Origin of the sequence: Salinivibrio sp. KP-1, assembly GCF_000968645.1 — a bacterium.
Taxonomy (GTDB): domain Bacteria; phylum Pseudomonadota; class Gammaproteobacteria; order Enterobacterales; family Vibrionaceae; genus Salinivibrio; species Salinivibrio siamensis.
The window spans coordinates 1-17317 of record NZ_LAQR01000045.1 but is presented as its reverse complement, the minus strand read 5'-3'; the positions used below and the strand labels follow the sequence as shown (position 1 = coordinate 17317).

Sequence of the window (17317 nt, the reverse complement as noted above, 5' to 3'; positions counted from 1 at the left end):
CTTTGCGCTTGTTCACGCAGCTTGCTTGATTTCAACGCCCTAAGGCATGTTGGGTTTAGTCTCGTTGACTTAATACGGCGTCAACCAAGCCATAGTCCACCGCTTCCTGTGCCGCCATGAAGTTATCACGGTCGGTGTCACGTTCAATCACTTCCATCGGCTGGCCTGTGTGCTCAGCCAACAGGGTGTTGAGACGGTGCTTGGTTTTGATCATTTCTTGGGCATGAATTTCAATGTCAGACGCCTGGCCTTGGAAGCCCCCCAGCGGCTGGTGAATCATGACCCGTGAATTCGGTAGGCAATAACGTTTGCCTTTGGCTCCACCCGCCAACAGGAACGATCCCATTGAGCACGCTTGGCCAGTACACAGGGTGCTGACATCAGGCTTGATAAACTGCATGGTGTCATAGATCGCCATGCCTGCCGTGACCACGCCACCTGGCGAGTTGATGTACAAATAAATGTCTTTTTCTGGGTTTTCTGACTCTAAGAACAGCATCTGCGCCACAATCAAATTTGCCATTTGATCTTCCACTTGCCCAGTGAGGAAGATGATGCGTTCTTTTAACAGGCGAGAGTATATATCGTAAGAGCGCTCGCCGCGCGAGGTTTGTTCCACCACCATAGGAACAAGGGCGTCCATAATTGGCGGCATGGCATTATTGTGTTGTTGGCTCATAGCGTAATATCCCTAATCGAATTCGTTATAACTCTTGCCTTAACCAAGGTTTAGCACAAAACGCTGTAACAGGTCACTAAAATCTTAAATCGATGCACGCAGCTTAATGATCCAGCGAGGTTTTTTATGGCTAAAACGTCTCGCACTCTTGACGGTTAAGCGGCCAATATAGCGACTCAGTAGATGGAAAAAATGGCCCAAATGACAAGTCATTAGGGCCATTGTAAGCAAATCCATTTACGCAGTGTCAATGCGACACAAACGTTTTTTAACCTTGATTAAGCTTGCTGAGAAGCGTTCATCAAGTCACTAAAGCCGACTTCAGCTTCGGTGACAGTGGCTTTTGCCAGTAGCGCATCAATCGCTTGCTCTTCTAGCGCGACGTTGCGCATGTTTTCCATCAGCTTCTCGTCTTTCTCGTAGTAAGCGACAACTTCTGATGGATCTTCATACGCCGATGCCATTTCTTCGATCAGTGCTTTAACACGCTCATCATCCGCTTCAAGCTCTTCTGACTTGATCACTTCCCCAAGCAGAAGACCGACGCTTACACGGCGTTTAGCTTGCTCTTCGAACAGCTCACGTGGTAGCTGAGAAGCGCTATCCATGTTGCCGCCAAAGCGTTGTGCCGCTTGCTGACGCAAGGTGCCAATTTCTTGCTCAATCAGCGCAGACGGTACGTCGATTTGGTTTTGCTCAACCAAGCCGTCAAGTACCTGCTCTTTCACCTTGTTCTTGATCGCTTGCTTGAGCTCGCGATCCATGTTTTTACGCACTTCCGCTTTCAGGCCTTCTACGCTGCCATCGGCAATACCAAAGCGCTGTACAAACTCTTCTGTCAGCTCAGGCAGCTCTTGCTCTTCCACCTTGTGCAGTTTAATCGCAAACTGCGCCGCTTTACCTTTTAGGTTCTCAGCGTGGTAGTCGTCTGGGAAGTTCACATCGATAGTGAATTCTTCACCCGCTTTTTTACCCACTAGGCCGTCTTCAAAGCCTGGGATCATACGACCTTGGCCCATTTCTAGTTGGAAGCCTTCAGCTTTACCGCCTTCAAACTCTTCACCGTCGATGGTACCAACAAAATCCAAGGTGACACGGCTGTTTTCTTTCGCTTCACCCTCTGCTTCAACCCAGCTCGCTTGTTGCTTGCGCAGGGTATCAAGCATCTCGTCCACATCACTTTCTTGAACGTCTGCTTTTGGCTTCTCAACGCTGATAGCATCTAGGCCTTGAAGCTCAACCTCTGGGTACACTTCAAAGTCAGCTTTAAAGACCAAATCTTTACCCGCTTCGTTTTCAACGGGTGTAAAGCTTGGCGCCCCTGCTGGGTTCACTTTTTCTTGAATCATGGCTTCGATGAAGTGACGCTGCATCACTTCGCCCAGCACGTCTTGGCGTACTGTGTCACCGTACATGCGTGACACCATCTTCAATGGAACTTTACCTTTACGGAAACCATCAAAACGACGATTCTTAGCGATATTGCGTAGCTCTTTAGTGACTGCGTCATCGATGTTGGCAGCAGGCACTGTGATGGTCATTTGGCGCTTAAGGCCTTCGGTGGTTTCAACGGTAACTTGCATTATAAATTTAACCTCAAATTTACTCAGGGGTACTGAGTGATGTTTACCAGTTTTACTGGTGGCATCATCTGAGCTATGAATCCGTCATAGCCCCTGCGAATCCGGATACACGCAACTGGCGTATCGAGCTATCTCATCCGAGACTGAAAATTAAGACGCGCTATTATAGCGGCACCCGTCAACTGAGTCGAGACAAGGGGCGACCGATGGCGTTTCAATATCAAAATTGGGGTGATATCTCACAATTCAACCGCGTAGGATCACACTTTTTACGGTTTTATGTGTGTTTGGTTATTTTCAGAGCAGTTCGGTGAGACAAACAGGGAAGAAAGCAGAATGGCGCGCCCTACAGGATTCGAACCTGTGACCCACGGCTTAGAAGGCCGTTGCTCTATCCAACTGAGCTAAGGGCGCACTGTCTTTACGCAGCGTGGATTATAAAGCGACGTTAGGCGTCGTCAACGCTTTTCCCTAAAATATTGACGTGGTTGCTCAAAACCACATCATTTACTGGCTATGTATTCATGCCACGCGGTGAGGCGAGAACGCGAAATTAATGCTTTTTGTGTTTCAGTCTCGTCAAGCATCGTGCGAGCATGATCGGCTGAGTGCTTTTTTTCCCTTCCCCCTCATTAAACTGCATTAGCAAACGTTTGCGTAATAGCTTTTAGGTGCGTTTTTTGTCACACTATTGCCAACATTGCTTTAGCCGAAGGATAGTTATGGCCGCACAACTCATTGATGGAAAGCTGATCGCGCAAACCGTGCGTCGAGAGGTTGCCGCCCGCGTTTCCGCTCGCACTCAAGCGGGACGTAGAGCCCCCGGATTGGCGGTAATTCTGGTCGGAGACGATCCTGCCTCCCAAGTTTATGTTGGCAGTAAACGTCGTGTCTGCGATGAGGTCGGGTTTGTGTCAAGGTCTTACGACCTCCCGGCTTCGTGCTCTCAACAAGAGTTACTCTCACTCATTGACACCTTAAATGCGGATGACAGTATTGATGGCATTCTCGTCCAACTGCCCTTACCTGCAGGGATTGATGCCACGTCCGTATTGGAGCGCATCCGCCCAGACAAAGATGTCGATGGGTTTCATCCCTACAATGTCGGTCGCTTGTGTCAACGCATGCCAACCCTGCGTTCTTGCACACCAAAAGGGATTATTACCCTCCTAGACCGCTACAATGTCCCTCTTCGTGGTAAACATGCGGTGATCGTGGGTGCCTCCAATATTGTTGGCCGCCCGATGACGTTAGAACTGCTATTGGCGGGCTGTACAACCACAACGTGCCACCGGTTTACCCAGGATTTAGAAGCCCATGTTCGACAAGCCGATGTGCTGGTTGTCGCGGTCGGTAAGCCTAAGTTTATTCCTGGCGACTGGATCAAGCCCGGCGCCATTGTGATTGATGTGGGCATTAACCGCATGGAAAACGGCAAGCTTATCGGCGACATCGAATATGAGCTCGCCTATGAAAAGGCTAGCCATATTACCCCTGTCCCAGGTGGCGTGGGCCCGATGACTGTCGCGACCTTGATTGAAAATACGCTCATGGCCTGTGAGCAATACCACGATGGTCACTAGCATGAGAGAGGGTCAAACTGGCCCTCTTTTTTTTCAGGATACTAAATCCGTTTGTCCATCTTGGATGAGCTGATTTCGTCCCCCTGCCTTGGCTTGGTACAAACACCTATCTGCGCGCTGAACAAGTTCATCAATACGGGCATCGGCATGGACCATCCCTATACTGATGGTGATTGAAAACGCCTTATCATAGGGTGACCAAACGGTCTTTTCCAATTCTTCTCGCATCGCCTCAAGCCGGCGCACAAAGCTCTGCTCGTCATTGCCGTAGAGGATACAGAATTCCTCCCCACCGAAGCGAGCGACCATGTCCTCCGGAAAATAGCGTTTCATCATCTTTGCCAGCTCAATCAGCGTAATATCGCCGATATGATGACCAAATTGATCATTGATCTTTTTAAAATGATCGACGTCGACCAGTGCCAAACTCCGCGGCCCCTTGTGTGAGCGTGTGTGAGGGTGCTCGAAAAAGTAACGTCGATTCCACACTTGGGTTAAATAATCCGTATTGGCCATATTGAATAGGCGACGCTCGGTATCGAGCGCATTCAGTGTGCTGTGCAAGCGACAATAAAATTCCTCTTGGTTAAACGGTTTGGCCAAAAAGTCATTCGCACCCGCTTTTAAAAACCGCGCCGTTAAGCTGGGATCTTCCTCACCCGATAAGCCTATAATCGCCAACTGGCCGTCTGTTTTCAGTTTGCGTAATGCCTTAACCACACTCACTCCATCCATTTCTGGCATGGTGTAATCGGTAATCACCAAAGAAATTCGCTTATCGCGCCGCACCATAGCCAATGCCTCTTGGCCATTTTGGGCCTCAAGGACATTGAGGTATTGCCGCTCTAATAAGCTGCGCACGTAACGACGGGCTGTCAGCGAATCATCCACAACTAGCACATGGTGCTGATGGTTCTTTTCCAGGCGGTTGAGTAATGGCGCTATCGATGACACGCACGAGGGACTATCTTTGGGGATGTAATCAATCACGGTTTTGGCTAGCACACGCTCCCGAGTCCGAGCATCCATCATCGCAGTGAGTACAATCACTTTTATGTCCAACGACAAACATACGTCAATGATTTCACCGTCCTGCCCATCAGGCAGGCAGTAGTCGAGGATAGCACAAAGAAAGTCGGTCTCTTGGTTGAGGATCGTCTCTGCTTGTTCGATTGAGTTTGCTATACATGGGATGTATCCGGCCTTTCGTATCTCGGCTTCAAGTAACCGCCTGAAAGGTCGACTATCTTCCACAACCAACACTTTATATTCCATCTGCAACGCACCACGTCTTCACGTTAATTTTGCGCGACAATGCACGCAACGGGGCAAGAAGCGGTACAGGGTAAGGGCAATTGAGTGCGTGTAGACAGAAATTGCGCAAATTTCTCAACAATGACACACATCTCGCAGATGTTTGACGCAACACCAACAACCGAACGCACACTTTATGCGTTATTTCGTGTCACTTTTTAGACAAAATAGACATTTACCCTTGATGCACCACCATTTGATTCCGGCCAGATGCTTTTGCCTGATACAAGGCTTGATCTGCCATATGTAAAAGGCGAGAGAGCGAGGCCGCTTGAGAGTCCACGCCAATGCTCACCGTTACTTTCAGCGTCTGATCTGACACCCGTACGGGGCGTTCGGCGACTGATTGGCGATAAGAGTCTAGCGATTGCTGAAATACCGTCAAATCACGAAGCGATAATACACAAAACTCTTCTCCTCCCAATCGGGCGACCGTGTCTTCCGGAAAGGCGTCTGCCAGCATTTGCGCGACCTCAACCAACACATCGTCACCGATATGATGACCAAAGTCATCATTGATACGTTTAAAGTAATCAATATCAATAATCGCCAAATGCTTACGCGCTTCATTTGCAAGCTGGTCACCCCGCTCAAAAAAATAGCGTCGATTCCAAAGCTGCGTGAGAAAATCTGTATTCGCCAAGAGAAATAACCGCCATTCGGTATCAATCGCATTCAAACAGCTATGCACGCGGCAGAAGAACTCTTCCTGATTAAACGGTTTGGGCAGATAATCGTTCGCCCCTGCTTTGAGAAAACGTGCCGTTAGCGCACTATCATTATGTCCAGACAACCCTATGATCGCCTGTGAGCACTCGGTATCTTTCTTACGAAGCGCATACACAAGCTGAAGGCCATCCATTTTCGGCATTTCATAATCAGTGATAATCAGCGATATATCTGGCGTTTTTTCCAGCACGTCAAGTGCCTGCTCACCATTTTCAGCTTCCAATACGGTTAGATACTGACGCGCTAACAACGCAGAGATGCGTTTACGTATCGAGGCAGAGTCATCAACCACCAGCACACGGTGTCCTTGATTGTCAGCCAATCGCTTAACGAGTCGGCAAACCGCATCAATACAATGACTACTGTCTTTGGGGATATAATCGATAACGGGCTTTGATAGTATCTCATCACGCGTTTTCTCTGTTTGCGAGGCGGTGAGGACAACCACTTTAAGCCCGACGGCTAAACAGAGATCGATGACTTCGCCGTGGTGAGCATCCGGCAAATTATAGTCGAGGATCGCACAGAGAAAGGTTGTGTGGTGATCTAGCACATCCCTCGTTTCTGCTAGGCAGGTACAGGTCACAGTGGCAAAACCCGCTTTTCTCACCTGTTGTTCAGCCAGCATGCGAAACGACCGGCTGTCTTCAACGATAAGCACCGACTCCAACGACTGCCTCCCTCATTCAAAGCTATACCTTGATGAGTGTAGCAGCCAAACCGGGAGAGCGTGTTAACTGGAGGCGCTGATATCGGAGTTATTGATACAAAGTTCAGTTTGCTTGCTAAGTATATTTATCAGCAAAATGCAGCGTTTCTCGCCGTCTTTTTCTTTGAAGATCGCTTCCGTTCCAGCAAACTGCCCCTGCTCAATCATCACCGACTGTCCAGGCTTGAAGCCTTGGTAGAGTGCGTCACGTTGTTCGTCACAATCTTCCATCGTCATCAGCTGTTGGATCAATGCCAAGTCGACCTTGACCGGGTACGCACCTTGGCGAACGAAATCAACCACACCACGCGTGGAGCGAACACTTGTATACTGCACAAGGTCGGGATCAAAGCAGGCAAACACATAGTTGGGGAAGAGTGGCTCTTCAACTTGCTGACACTTGCCACGACGCAACTTTTCCACCGTCACGGTCGGGTAGTAACAATCAACGCCTTGGCGCTTCAAATTTTGCTCTGCGCGTTGCTGTTCCGCGCGCTTACAATAAAGTAAATACCAATGTTTCATGTCGTTCTGTCCCTGATGTCTATCGACAGTGGCAGCCTGTCCAGAGCGACGAGAGTATACGGATGTTAGGCCCACACAGCAACAAAGGCGAGCGCCAATCAAAGCCACTCACCTTTGCTTAGGGTTAACGATTCGACATGGTACCGCTGAATCGTTAGGCGATTTTTTGAATATCGACGCTAAAACTGTTCAAGCCAACTTCATTCAGCGACACACGCGCATCACCTGATTGAAGATCGACGCTTTGAAATTGGCTCGAGAACGCATCGCGCCCCAACCAATGATCACTGTGAACAAGGCTTGTCGCTCCACAGCTATCGACCGTGGCTTTTATCCCCGCCGGTAAAATATCAAGCTGATTATCGGTGGTGTTTAATACACCGAACATCGCACGAACCGGCGATGTGTAGGCTGAGGATCGAATCGCATCCTCGATCCGTTTTACCAAGGTGAGAAATCCCCTTTCATTGACATCACCTGAGCGGACAAAATCATTAAAAAACGCACGGATCATCAAGGTGGTCGCGGTGCCGTCTTCCTCTGCGGAGGCAGAGTCGACCACATAAAAGGCCATTTTCCCGCCCATCAACCACGCATAATCCAATACAATGGGGTTGGCATCTGCCGATTGCAGTGAATGGTAAGAAAGACGCCAAGCACCTTGTTGCGAATCGGGCTCTGGCATCAGCCCCATTAATAACTCACGTGCGCTGCCTGGGTTATGGCGTAAGGCATCAAGGTGCCACTTGAGCTCTGTCTCTGATGCCCCGCGATCCGTATCCTCGCTCACTTTAAACCATTGCTGACTAAAATCATCGCTGGCGTGAACATCGTCGTTCGCATCATCAACCACCGCCTCGATGGCTTTTTTAACCACATTAATATCTTCAATCGGTTTGATCAGAAAGTCTTTCACCCCAAAGCGAAGCGCTTGGGCGACGTCAGCCATTCCCCCAGTGCCAGAGATCACGATCATAGGTAGCATTGGATATTCAAGGCTCACCTCCTCAACGAATTCTAAGCCTGTCATCACTGGCATCGACAGGTCACTGATCAATAGGTCAGGAATCGACTGTCTTAGCGCTTGCAACCCTTCTAAACCATTTTCAACCTCACGTACTGCCGCTCCCTCTCTTTCGAGAAAAGACGCAATCATCCGACTGAAGACGGGATCATCTTCAACGATTAAGATCTCTTTATTATGCAACACGACGCTCTCCTCCAGGACTGCAAAGCAGCGGCTGTTTTCATTCTCACTGCACTAATCGTAGTTGAATTCAGACACACCTGTGACCGCTAATGAGATTTAATTCAGTAGCGCTCTATAAACAGCTGTTTAAAATAATAATTTTCTTAGCATTCAAGCAGGTGAATCGTCAAAGCCATTTATCGGCAGCATAAAAAAGGCTTGAAAATCAATGACACTATAAGAGTACGCTACTCTGTATTAAAAGTAAGACTTATAACAATTAATACATGATGTCTATCACAAGAATGTATATCGGTATTGTCTAAATATCGAGCCAGTCAGAAAAGCGCAGCAAGGCGATTTTTTGTCAGGAGGAAAACTTGCCAATTGAGACACCAACAACTATTCCTTATTAAAGGAGAGTGTATACGGCATCTGTCTCCACACGCCAGCAGAGAAGACGTTTTACTTGAGGCGTCGTGCGCCGACCGTTGCACCTGACTTCACTGAGGGAATAACGAGCGGGGTTACTATGATATTAAGTCATTTATTGGGGTTATATACCCATCCCAAAAAGGAATGGAAAGCGATTGGCGAGCGCCACGAGGCCGCCTCAAACAGCATTGGTCACGCGTTGTTACTTGCGTTAATCCCGCCTGTTTGTGCCTATTACGCGAGCGTCCATATTGGCTGGCAGATCGGCGCAGGGGATCCCATCTTTATGACCCCACAAAGCGCACTGTTCATCGCCAGTGCCATGTATCTCGCATTATTGGGTGGTGTGGCCGCGTTGGCCTATCTCACATTGTGGATGAGTCGCACGTTTGGCTCTGCCCCAACTTACACTCAGTGTCTTGAGCTGGCAGCCTATACCGCGACGCCCATTTTTATGGTAGGACTGGCCACGCTCTACCCGGTGGTTTGGTTTGTGATGATCGTCGGCTTGATTGGCATTGCCTACTCTGTCTACCTCCTCTACACGGGGGTACCGATATTGATGGAGATCCCTGAAGAGCGAGGGTTTATCTATGCGAGCTCTGTCGTGACTTGCGGGTTAGTACTGCTGGTCGCGATCCTTGCTGCCTCTGTCATCCTTTGGAATGTCGGCATGGGCCCAGTCTTTACCCATTAATCGACATACACTCAGCGGGCTAACACTGAAAAACGCCGCGATAGATATCGCGGCGTTTTCAATTAATCCTCGTTATGTATCTCTAAGTTAGCCAGCTCTTGCTGCTGCTCGCGTACCGTTTTCGCATCGTCGTTCCGCAAGCTTTGTATATACTCGAGGTAAGCTTGATCGACATCCTGAGTGACGTATTCACCGCTGAATACGGACGTCTCAAAGCGCTCAATAGCCGGGTTCGCTTCGCCAACGGCTGCCACCAAGTCAGAAAGATCTTGGTAGACCAAGCCATCCGCACCAATCAATTGACCAATTTCATCGACTTCACGACCATGGGCGATCAGCTCGTTAACGCTGGGCATGTCGATGCCATAGACATTAGGAAAACGCACTTCGGGGGCGGCTGATGCCATATACACTTCTTTTGCCCCGGCCTCGCGCGCCATTTCGATAATTTGCTCCGAGGTGGTGCCGCGGACTATCGAATCATCGACTAACAGAACGCGTTTGTCTTTAAATTCAGAACGAATAGCATTGAGTTTACGGCGCACCGATTTCCGACGCATTTGTTGCCCGGGCATAATAAAGGTCCGACCGACATAACGGTTTTTGACAAAGCCTTGGCGGTAAGGCTTACCGAGCACTTGGGCAATCTCCAAGGCGATGTCACAGGAGGTCTCTGGAATGGGGATCACCACATCAATATCAACATCATCCCACTCTCGTTGGATTTTAGCCCCCAGTTTTTGTCCCATACGGATGCGTGCACCGTATACGGAAACCTTATCTATAAAGGAGTCAGGGCGAGAGAAGTAGACAAATTCAAAGATGCAGGGGTTTAAACTCGGCGCATCCGCACATTGACTGGTATGCAGTTGTCCATCAAGCGTAATATAGATAGCTTCACCGGGTGCCACATCACGGACAAAATCAAACCCGACCGCATCCAACGCCACTGTCTCCGACGCCACCATGTATTCAGTGCCGGCCTCCGTATCACGTTTACCTAAACAGAGTGGCCGAATGCCCTTAGGATCACGAAACGCTATCACACCGTGACCAATGACCATGGCCACGACCGCATAAGCCCCCGACACTTGTCGATGCACTGACGCCACCGCGGCAAACATATCGTCAACCGTTAATGGATGCGATGTCGCGGTTGATAACTGGTGGGCAAGGACGTTAAGAAGGATTTCAGAATCAGAGGTGGTATTAAGGTGGCGACGATCTTTCTCGAATAGCGACTGACGCAAGTCTTGCGCGTTGGTGAGGTTGCCATTGTGCGCCAGGGTAATACCGTAAGGAGAATTCACATAAAAAGGCTGCGCTTCTGACGCACTCGAACTCCCCGCGGTTGGATAACGCACATGCCCAATGCCAACTTGGCCTTGTAAGCGCTGCATATGCTTAAGTTGAAACACATCCTTTACGAGGCCATTGGCTTTTCTAAGCCGGAAACGATTGTCGTCAATAGTGACAATCCCGGCTGCATCCTGTCCCCGGTGTTGTAGCACCGTCAGTGCATCATAAATGGACTGATTGACCGGGGTGTTACCAACGATTCCAACAATACCACACATGTCAGCGATTCCTTGTTACGCGAATATCATCCTAAGATCCGGCGATCTCAGGTAAGAAACTGGAACTGTTCTCGAGATAGTGGAAAAACCATTCAATCACTACCGCAAAGTTAGGAATAAGTTGCGACCGCCCCCATGCTTGGGTGTGAGCCACCGACGTAAAGGCATCCAAAAAGAAGAGCATCGCGGCAATAATGAGTACACCACGCACACTCCCAAACACCATACCCAGCACCCTATCGGTACCAGACAACCCGGTTTTCTCTACCAACTGAGCAATCACATAATTGACCACCGCCCCCACAATTAAGGTGGCAATGAACAACAAGGCTATTGCGCTACCATTACGAATAACGGCATCTTCGATATTGGTCAGGTAAACCGCCAGTTGCGTATAAAACTGACTGGCGATAAAAAACGCACCAAACCATATCACCAATGACAATGCTTCTTTAACAAAGCCTCGAATCACACTAACTAGCGCCGAAAAACCAATGACGCCAATAATGAGGTAATCAATCCAATTCATCGTATTCACTTGCTCGAGACGTGCGCATTCTAACAGAAAAAATGCTCACGCAAACGTTTTCTTATTGGGTGAGTGGGTCAAATTTACGCAATTGACCCTTCAATCCTGTCAAAGATTGCAAATCAGTCAGTTGCGATTCTAGCGCCGATTTGGAGACGTGAGGCCCTACGACCACCTTGGCTAAGTCATCTGGCTGAATGTCTTTGGGTAAGATATGTGCTTGGTAACCTTTTTCGCGTAATTGTTTGACCAAACGTCGTGCGTTGTCTTGGTTACGAAAGGTACCGAGCCGGATCATCCACGCCCCTTTTTGCTCACTGACTGACGAAGAGGCTGTTTCACTAGACACCGGTTTAGACGCAGGCTCGCTGTCCGTTGCGTTTGTTTGATGCTCTTTAACCTTGGTGTCTGGCGCCTCCACCTCAACCACTTGTGGTGCTTGAATCGGTGTTTGGCTCACCTCACTGTCAAAATCATCCCGTAGCGGGATACTCTCATAGCTCTCTTGATAATGCTCTTTTTTGCCATCAAGCACATCTGGCAGCACTATCACACCGATAGACACCAACACCAAGGTACCAACGATTCTTTTTTGTAACTTACTGGCCACAATGACTCCGTTTTAGTTAAGCTCGCTCATTACCTGTCCAACGGTATGAAACGACCCAAATACGACCACACAGTCTCGCGCAGGTTCAGCGTATTTTAACGCCTGCTGATAGGCCTCGCTGGGTGACGCAAACTGTTGTGATGCCGATACAGGCAAGCTGTCGGCGGGGGCGCCTCGGGGCACAGATAACGATGCGGGATACCAGTGATCCACGATACCATCCAAGCAGGCTAAGGTACCCGCCATGTCTTTATCGGATAACATGGCCACCACCGCATGCACGTGCCCGCCGCGTTCCGCTTTGCACTCAGCCAACTTCTCTGCCAAATAAGCGGCCGCGTGCGGATTATGAGCAACGTCAAACACAGTGTAAGGCGCCTTGGCGACAACCTGCATTCGCCCCGGTACCGACACCGAGGCTAACCCGTCAGAGATGTGCGTGTCTGCAATCTCCAAATCGGCAACGCCCAAAGCCATCAATGCAGTGGCGGCATTTTGTAATGGTATTGCAGGGATAGGCAACGCAGTCAGTTCAAACGCCCCTGCCGCCCAACACCAGGTATCATCAGTGAGCGTATAGTGATATTGATAACCCAGCTGGTGTAGCTCGGCGCCAATACTGTCAGCGTGTGCAGCCACGCTCGCCGGTGGAGAAGGCTGACCGCAAACAGCAGGTTTATCCGCTCGGAAGATACCTGCTTTTTCGTAGCCGATTTGGTTAATATCATCACCTAACCAATCACAGTGGTCGAGCGCAAGGCTGGTGATCACCGATACGTCATGCTCAACCACATTGGTAGCATCAAGGCGTCCACCAAGGCCAACTTCTAAAATCACGACGTCCAATGCGTGCTGCTTGAACAGCTGCAATGCAGCCAAGGTGCCGAACTCGAAAAAGCTCAGGCTAGTCTCACCACGCACTTTTTCAATCGTCGCGAACGCTTTACTGTGCGCAGCATCGTCGAGCCATTTGCCATCAATGCGTACTCGCTCATTATAGTGAATGAGATGCGGGGAGCTATAGACACCTGTGCGATAACCCGCATGCTGCAAAATTGATTCCAGCAGCGCACAGGTTGTGCCCTTACCATTGGTTCCCGCGACGGTAATCACTATCGGCGCAGGCTTAGTCAGTTGCGCGCGATCAGCCACAGCGGCGACGCGTTCAAGGCCAAGATCGATGGCACTGGTATGGATACTTTCGAGATAAGACAGCCACGTCGTTAAAGAGGACGTGGCTGTTGGATGTTGTAGTTCAGACATTGACTTGGTCAGTTACTCCATGATGGGCAAATGATACCAAGGATAGCGCCGTGGGACACGGTCAATTATTGGTCTTGAGAAGGCGGTGCCGCTTCGGGCTCAAGATCAGGCTTGTCTTGCTCTACATCGACCACAAGCGGTGAGTGAATATTATTCAATTTGGCAAGCAGCCCCGCCAAGCGTTGACGCATTTCTCGGCGGTCGACAATCATGTCAATCGCGCCATGCTCAAGCAAGAACTCACTGGTTTGGAAATCTTCAGGGAGGTTCTCACGCACGGTCTGTTCAATGACTCGGCGCCCCGCGAAACCGATAATCGCTTTAGGCTCGGCCACATTGATATCACCTAACATGGCAAAACTTGCCGTCACACCACCGTATGTCGGATCAGTTAATACCGAGATAAACGGCAGGTTGTGGCGAGAAAGGCGTTCCAATGCGGCACTTGTTTTTGCCATTTGCATCAGTGACATTAGCGCTTCCTGCATACGCGCACCGCCACTGGCAGAAAAACACACCAAACCGCAGTTGTTTTCGATCGCAGCATCCACCGCTTTCACAAAGCGAGCGCCCACAACGGCCCCCATCGAGCCGCCCATGAATTTAAATTCAAAGGCACAGGCCACCACGGGTACATCAAACACGCTGCCTTTCATGACCACAAGGGCGTCTTTTTCACCACTCGCTTTTTGCGCCGACACTAAGCGATCTTTGTACTTTTTCGAATCGCGAAACTTCAACACATCTTTAGGTTCAAGCTCACTGGCAATCTCTTCACGCCCGTCTTTATCCAAAAACACGTCGAGCCGGCGGCGTGCTGGCATGCGCATATGGTGTTCACACTTTGGACATACTTCCAAGTTACGCTCGACATCAGCGTGATAGAGGACTTGATCACACGACGTACACTTGGTCCACACACCTTCTGGAATCGACGCCTTGCGTGATGAACCAATATTACTTTTGGTTAATATTTTTTCTAGCCAGCTCATGGACAACCTTTACTTAGTGATAGCTCTCGCGAACGGACAGCTATCTTGGATTCGTAACAAATTAGACCGAATTAAATCACAAGTCCGTCAGACTTGGGATAAAAAACTGGTACTACCTATTCTGTCTCCGTGCTGTATGCGTACAGCGTACTTGCCGACACAATCACCTAATCCGGCAAAAACAAGGGGCCAATGGGTGAGCGAGGCAACCCAAATGTTTCGGGGTAGTCCACCTCAACCAAATACAAGCCTTCAGCTTTCGCGGTCGCAGCAGCCTGGGTTCGATCTTTTTGTGCCAGCAGCCAAGCCATCCACTCAGGAGGCTGCTCTTGACGACCGACCGCCATTAAACTCCCCACTATGTTGCGCACCATATGATGCACAAACGCATTGGCTTTAATATCAATCACGATAAAGCGCCCTTGACGGTTGACCGATAAATGCATCAAATTCCGCCAAGGGGATTTCGATTGACACTGAGCGGCACGGAATGAGGAAAAATCATTCTCCCCAAGTAGATACTGACCGGCTCGGTGCATTAAGGTTTCATCAAGTTCAGCGTGATAGTAACTGACTCCCTTGGCTAAGATCGCCGGGCGCAAGGGATGATTATAAATGACATAACGATAGCGTCGCGCAGTGGCACTAAAACGGGCATGAAACTCGTCTGTCACGGGCTTAGCCCATCGCACTGCAATCGGATCCGGCAAATTCGCATTGACACCCATCGTCCAAGCTTTTAAAGGACGTTGATTGTCAGTGTCAAAGTGCACCACTTGTCCTGTTCCATGCACGCCAGAGTCGGTACGTCCCGCACACTGTACGGCGACAGGGTGATTGGCAACCGTCGATAAAGCACGCTCGAGGTGTTCCTGCACACTGGTGACTTCTCGTTGCCTCTGCCAACCGTAAAACTGAGCACCATCATACTCAATGCCTAACGCGAATCTCATGCCCTGCCTTCTCGTTACTCGTCAATAAGGCGCCGCATTATACCCATAAAGCCTTCGAGTTGCAGGTTAAAAGCGCGTGCTTCGCCATCACTGCCGTCATAAAGAAACAGGCAGCTCTCGCTACCTGTTTTTTGCACTACCTCAGCTGTTCTAACAACTGACGCGCTTCTTGCTGCAAGGTCTTGTTGCCCGATTGCATCACTTTTTCGAGCAAAGAAATCGCCCCATCGACATCGTTCATTTCCAAATACGCTTTGGCGAGGTCAAGATTCGTTGATGCTTCAGTACTTGCAGTATCACCGTCCACATCAATGGCACTAATATCTTCTAACACATCAGGAAACTCATCTAAACCCACATTCAGGTTCATTTCCGCTTTATCAGGATCGATATCTGGCGTAGAACCATCATCTCGCATAAGCTCTTCAATGCTGATGTAGTCATCTTCTTCTTGCTCTTCACCAATCAGCTCACTTTCTGCTTCCCCCTCACCCAGTAGATCCTCGTCTAAGGCTTCTTCGAGTTCAAAGGTTTCCAGTGAGGCAGGATCTATTGCGGGTTGCTGACTCCAGTCTTCACTCTCTGCTTCAGGCTCAGGTTCATTATCAGCCTGCCACACTGCCGCTTCTTCATCGGACAGTGAGGAAAGATCCAGTGGCGTGTCATCGTCTGACTCGGAGAGCAGTGCCTCCATGTTTAAGCCACCCACTTGGTGATCGTCATCGTCGAGATCACTGATATCTCGCTCATCACGCTCAGGCGTTTCCGTTTCCTTGGCGGCGTCACCCTCTTGCTGCTCATCTAAATAAGATTCTAGCTCGCGCTGCTCTTCAAGCGCAGCGCTTAGTGCGTCATCCTCGCCAAACTCGCCCAACTCATCAAGTGAGAAGGAGTCAAACTCATAGTCACGCTCATTGCTTGGCTCTGGCTCTGGCTCTGGCTCTGGCTCTGGCTCTGGCTCTGGCTCTGGCTCTGGCTCTGGCTCTGGCTCTGGCACGCTATCTAAATCCGCTTGCTCTTGCTCGTCAACCGGTTCAGCGTCTGCCAATGCCGCTTCTTCGTCGTACTCAGGTAGGCTGGTTAAATCAAGTAAGTCTTCTTCGCTAATGTCATCGAGATTGTCGCCGTCATCCGTAGAGGCATCATTGTTGTCAACGCCGTCAGGCGCTGACGATTCATCTGCCTCGCCGGTAGCTTCTGGCTCATCCGATTCGTCCGCTGGAGCATCGTCTTCGTTTAACTCTGTTTGCGGTTCGTCGTCAGTGTCCTCGTCAGTCGCGTCATCTGCCTCGCCACTAGCTTCTGGCGTGCCCGATTCCTCCGCCGGTGCGTCGTCTTCGTTTAACTCGGCTTGCAGCTCGTCATCAGCGTCCTCGTCAGCCGTTTCATCTTCCTCGCCGGTAGCTTCTGGCGCAGCTGGCTCGTCCGCCAGTGCGTCGTCTTCGTTTAACTCGGCTTGCGGCTCGTCATCAGCGTCCTCGTCAGCCGTTTCATCTGCCTCGCGAGTAGCCTCTGGCTCAGCTGGCTCGTCCGCTAGAGCATCGTCTTCGTTTAACTCTGCTTGCGGTTCGTCATCAGCGTCATCGTCAGCCGTTTCATCTGCCTCGCCGGTAGCTTCTGGCGCGGCCGATTCGTCCGCCGGTGCGTCGTCTTCGTTTAACTCAGCTTGCGGTTCGTCGTCAGCGTCCTCGTCAGCCGTTTCATCTACCTCGCCGGTAGCTTCTGGCTCAGCTGGCTCGTCCGCTGGAGCATCGTCTTCACTTAACTCGGCTTGCGGCTCGTCGTCAGCGTCCTCGTCAGTCGTTTCATCTTCCTCGCCGCTAACTTCTGGCGTGCCCGATTCGTCCGCCGGTGCGTCGTCTTCGTTTAGCTCGGCTTGCGGTTCGTCGTCAGCGTCCTCGTCAGCCGTTTCATCTGCCTCGCTAGTCGCTTCTGGTGCAGCTGGCTCGT

General features: G+C 50.1%; 15 protein-coding genes and 1 tRNA gene. 2 read left to right on the top strand and 14 right to left on the bottom strand.

The window, feature by feature from the left end; genetic code table 11:
* Positions 1 to 55 precede the first annotated feature (55 nt).
* The 3 genes from clpP to WN56_RS12105 form a co-directional block, all read right to left on the bottom strand.
* Positions 56 to 679, bottom strand: a complete 624-nt coding sequence (clpP, locus tag WN56_RS12115; RefSeq protein WP_046075254.1) for an ATP-dependent Clp endopeptidase proteolytic subunit ClpP — start codon at positions 677 to 679, stop codon at positions 56 to 58.
* 278 nt (positions 680 to 957) lie between these two features.
* A complete protein-coding gene (gene tig / locus WN56_RS12110; protein WP_046075253.1) occupies positions 958 to 2262 on the bottom strand; it encodes a trigger factor in 1305 nt (434 codons plus the stop codon).
* Between the two features lie 337 nt (positions 2263 to 2599).
* Positions 2600 to 2676: transfer RNA gene (locus WN56_RS12105), tRNA-Arg, on the bottom strand.
* Between the two features lie 308 nt (positions 2677 to 2984).
* Here WN56_RS12105 and folD point away from each other — a divergent pair.
* Positions 2985 to 3845, top strand: a complete 861-nt coding sequence (folD, locus tag WN56_RS12100) for a bifunctional methylenetetrahydrofolate dehydrogenase/methenyltetrahydrofolate cyclohydrolase FolD (protein WP_046075252.1) — start codon at positions 2985 to 2987, stop codon at positions 3843 to 3845.
* Positions 3846 to 3878: 33 nt separating this feature from the next.
* On the opposite strand, the gene WN56_RS12095 is transcribed toward folD, so the two are convergent.
* From WN56_RS12095 to WN56_RS12080, 4 genes are all read right to left on the bottom strand, one after another.
* Positions 3879 to 5120 (bottom strand): response regulator, encoded by a 1242-nt coding sequence (locus tag WN56_RS12095; RefSeq protein WP_046075251.1) that lies wholly within the window; start codon positions 5118 to 5120, stop codon positions 3879 to 3881.
* A 214-nt stretch (positions 5121 to 5334) separates the two neighbouring features.
* Positions 5335 to 6549: a response regulator gene (locus WN56_RS12090; protein WP_231637444.1), complete on the bottom strand. Its 1215-nt coding sequence runs from the start codon at positions 6547 to 6549 to the stop codon at positions 5335 to 5337.
* 72 nt (positions 6550 to 6621) lie between these two features.
* Positions 6622 to 7122 carry a transcription/translation regulatory transformer protein RfaH gene (rfaH, locus tag WN56_RS12085; RefSeq protein WP_046075250.1) on the bottom strand — a complete coding sequence of 167 codons (501 nt, stop codon included), beginning with the start codon at positions 7120 to 7122 and terminating at the stop codon, positions 6622 to 6624.
* A gap of 154 nt (positions 7123 to 7276) precedes the next feature.
* Positions 7277 to 8332: a response regulator gene (locus WN56_RS12080; RefSeq protein ID WP_046075249.1), complete on the bottom strand. Its 1056-nt coding sequence runs from the start codon at positions 8330 to 8332 to the stop codon at positions 7277 to 7279.
* A 511-nt stretch (positions 8333 to 8843) separates the two neighbouring features.
* On the opposite strand from WN56_RS12080, the gene WN56_RS12075 reads away from it, so the two are divergent.
* Complete coding sequence (locus WN56_RS12075; RefSeq protein ID WP_046075248.1) at positions 8844 to 9443, top strand: Yip1 family protein; 600 nt, start codon at positions 8844 to 8846, stop codon at positions 9441 to 9443.
* 62 nt (positions 9444 to 9505) lie between these two features.
* Here WN56_RS12075 and purF read toward each other — a convergent pair whose 3' ends face one another.
* From purF to WN56_RS12040, 7 genes are all read right to left on the bottom strand, one after another.
* Positions 9506 to 11020 carry an amidophosphoribosyltransferase gene (gene purF / locus WN56_RS12070; protein ID WP_046075247.1) on the bottom strand — a complete coding sequence of 505 codons (1515 nt, stop codon included), beginning with the start codon at positions 11018 to 11020 and terminating at the stop codon, positions 9506 to 9508.
* Between the two features lie 31 nt (positions 11021 to 11051).
* Positions 11052 to 11549, bottom strand: coding sequence for a CvpA family protein (locus WN56_RS12065; protein ID WP_046075246.1), 498 nt, complete (start codon positions 11547 to 11549; stop codon positions 11052 to 11054).
* A gap of 61 nt (positions 11550 to 11610) precedes the next feature.
* On the bottom strand, positions 11611 to 12159 hold the full coding sequence (locus WN56_RS12060; protein WP_046075245.1) for an SPOR domain-containing protein: 549 nt from the start codon (positions 12157 to 12159) through the stop codon (positions 11611 to 11613).
* A 12-nt stretch (positions 12160 to 12171) separates the two neighbouring features.
* A complete protein-coding gene (folC, locus tag WN56_RS12055; RefSeq protein WP_046075244.1) occupies positions 12172 to 13422 on the bottom strand; it encodes a bifunctional tetrahydrofolate synthase/dihydrofolate synthase in 1251 nt (416 codons plus the stop codon).
* A 65-nt stretch (positions 13423 to 13487) separates the two neighbouring features.
* The gene (gene accD, locus WN56_RS12050) at positions 13488 to 14414 is read right to left on the bottom strand and encodes an acetyl-CoA carboxylase, carboxyltransferase subunit beta (protein ID WP_046075243.1); all 927 of its coding nucleotides are present in this window, start codon (positions 14412 to 14414) and stop codon (positions 13488 to 13490) included.
* Between the two features lie 167 nt (positions 14415 to 14581).
* Positions 14582 to 15367 (bottom strand): tRNA pseudouridine(38-40) synthase TruA, encoded by a 786-nt coding sequence (gene truA, locus WN56_RS12045; protein WP_046075242.1) that lies wholly within the window; start codon positions 15365 to 15367, stop codon positions 14582 to 14584.
* 136 nt (positions 15368 to 15503) lie between these two features.
* A partial coding sequence (locus WN56_RS12040; protein ID WP_046075241.1) for a FimV/HubP family polar landmark protein occupies positions 15504 to 17317 on the bottom strand: 1814 nt, incomplete at its 5' end.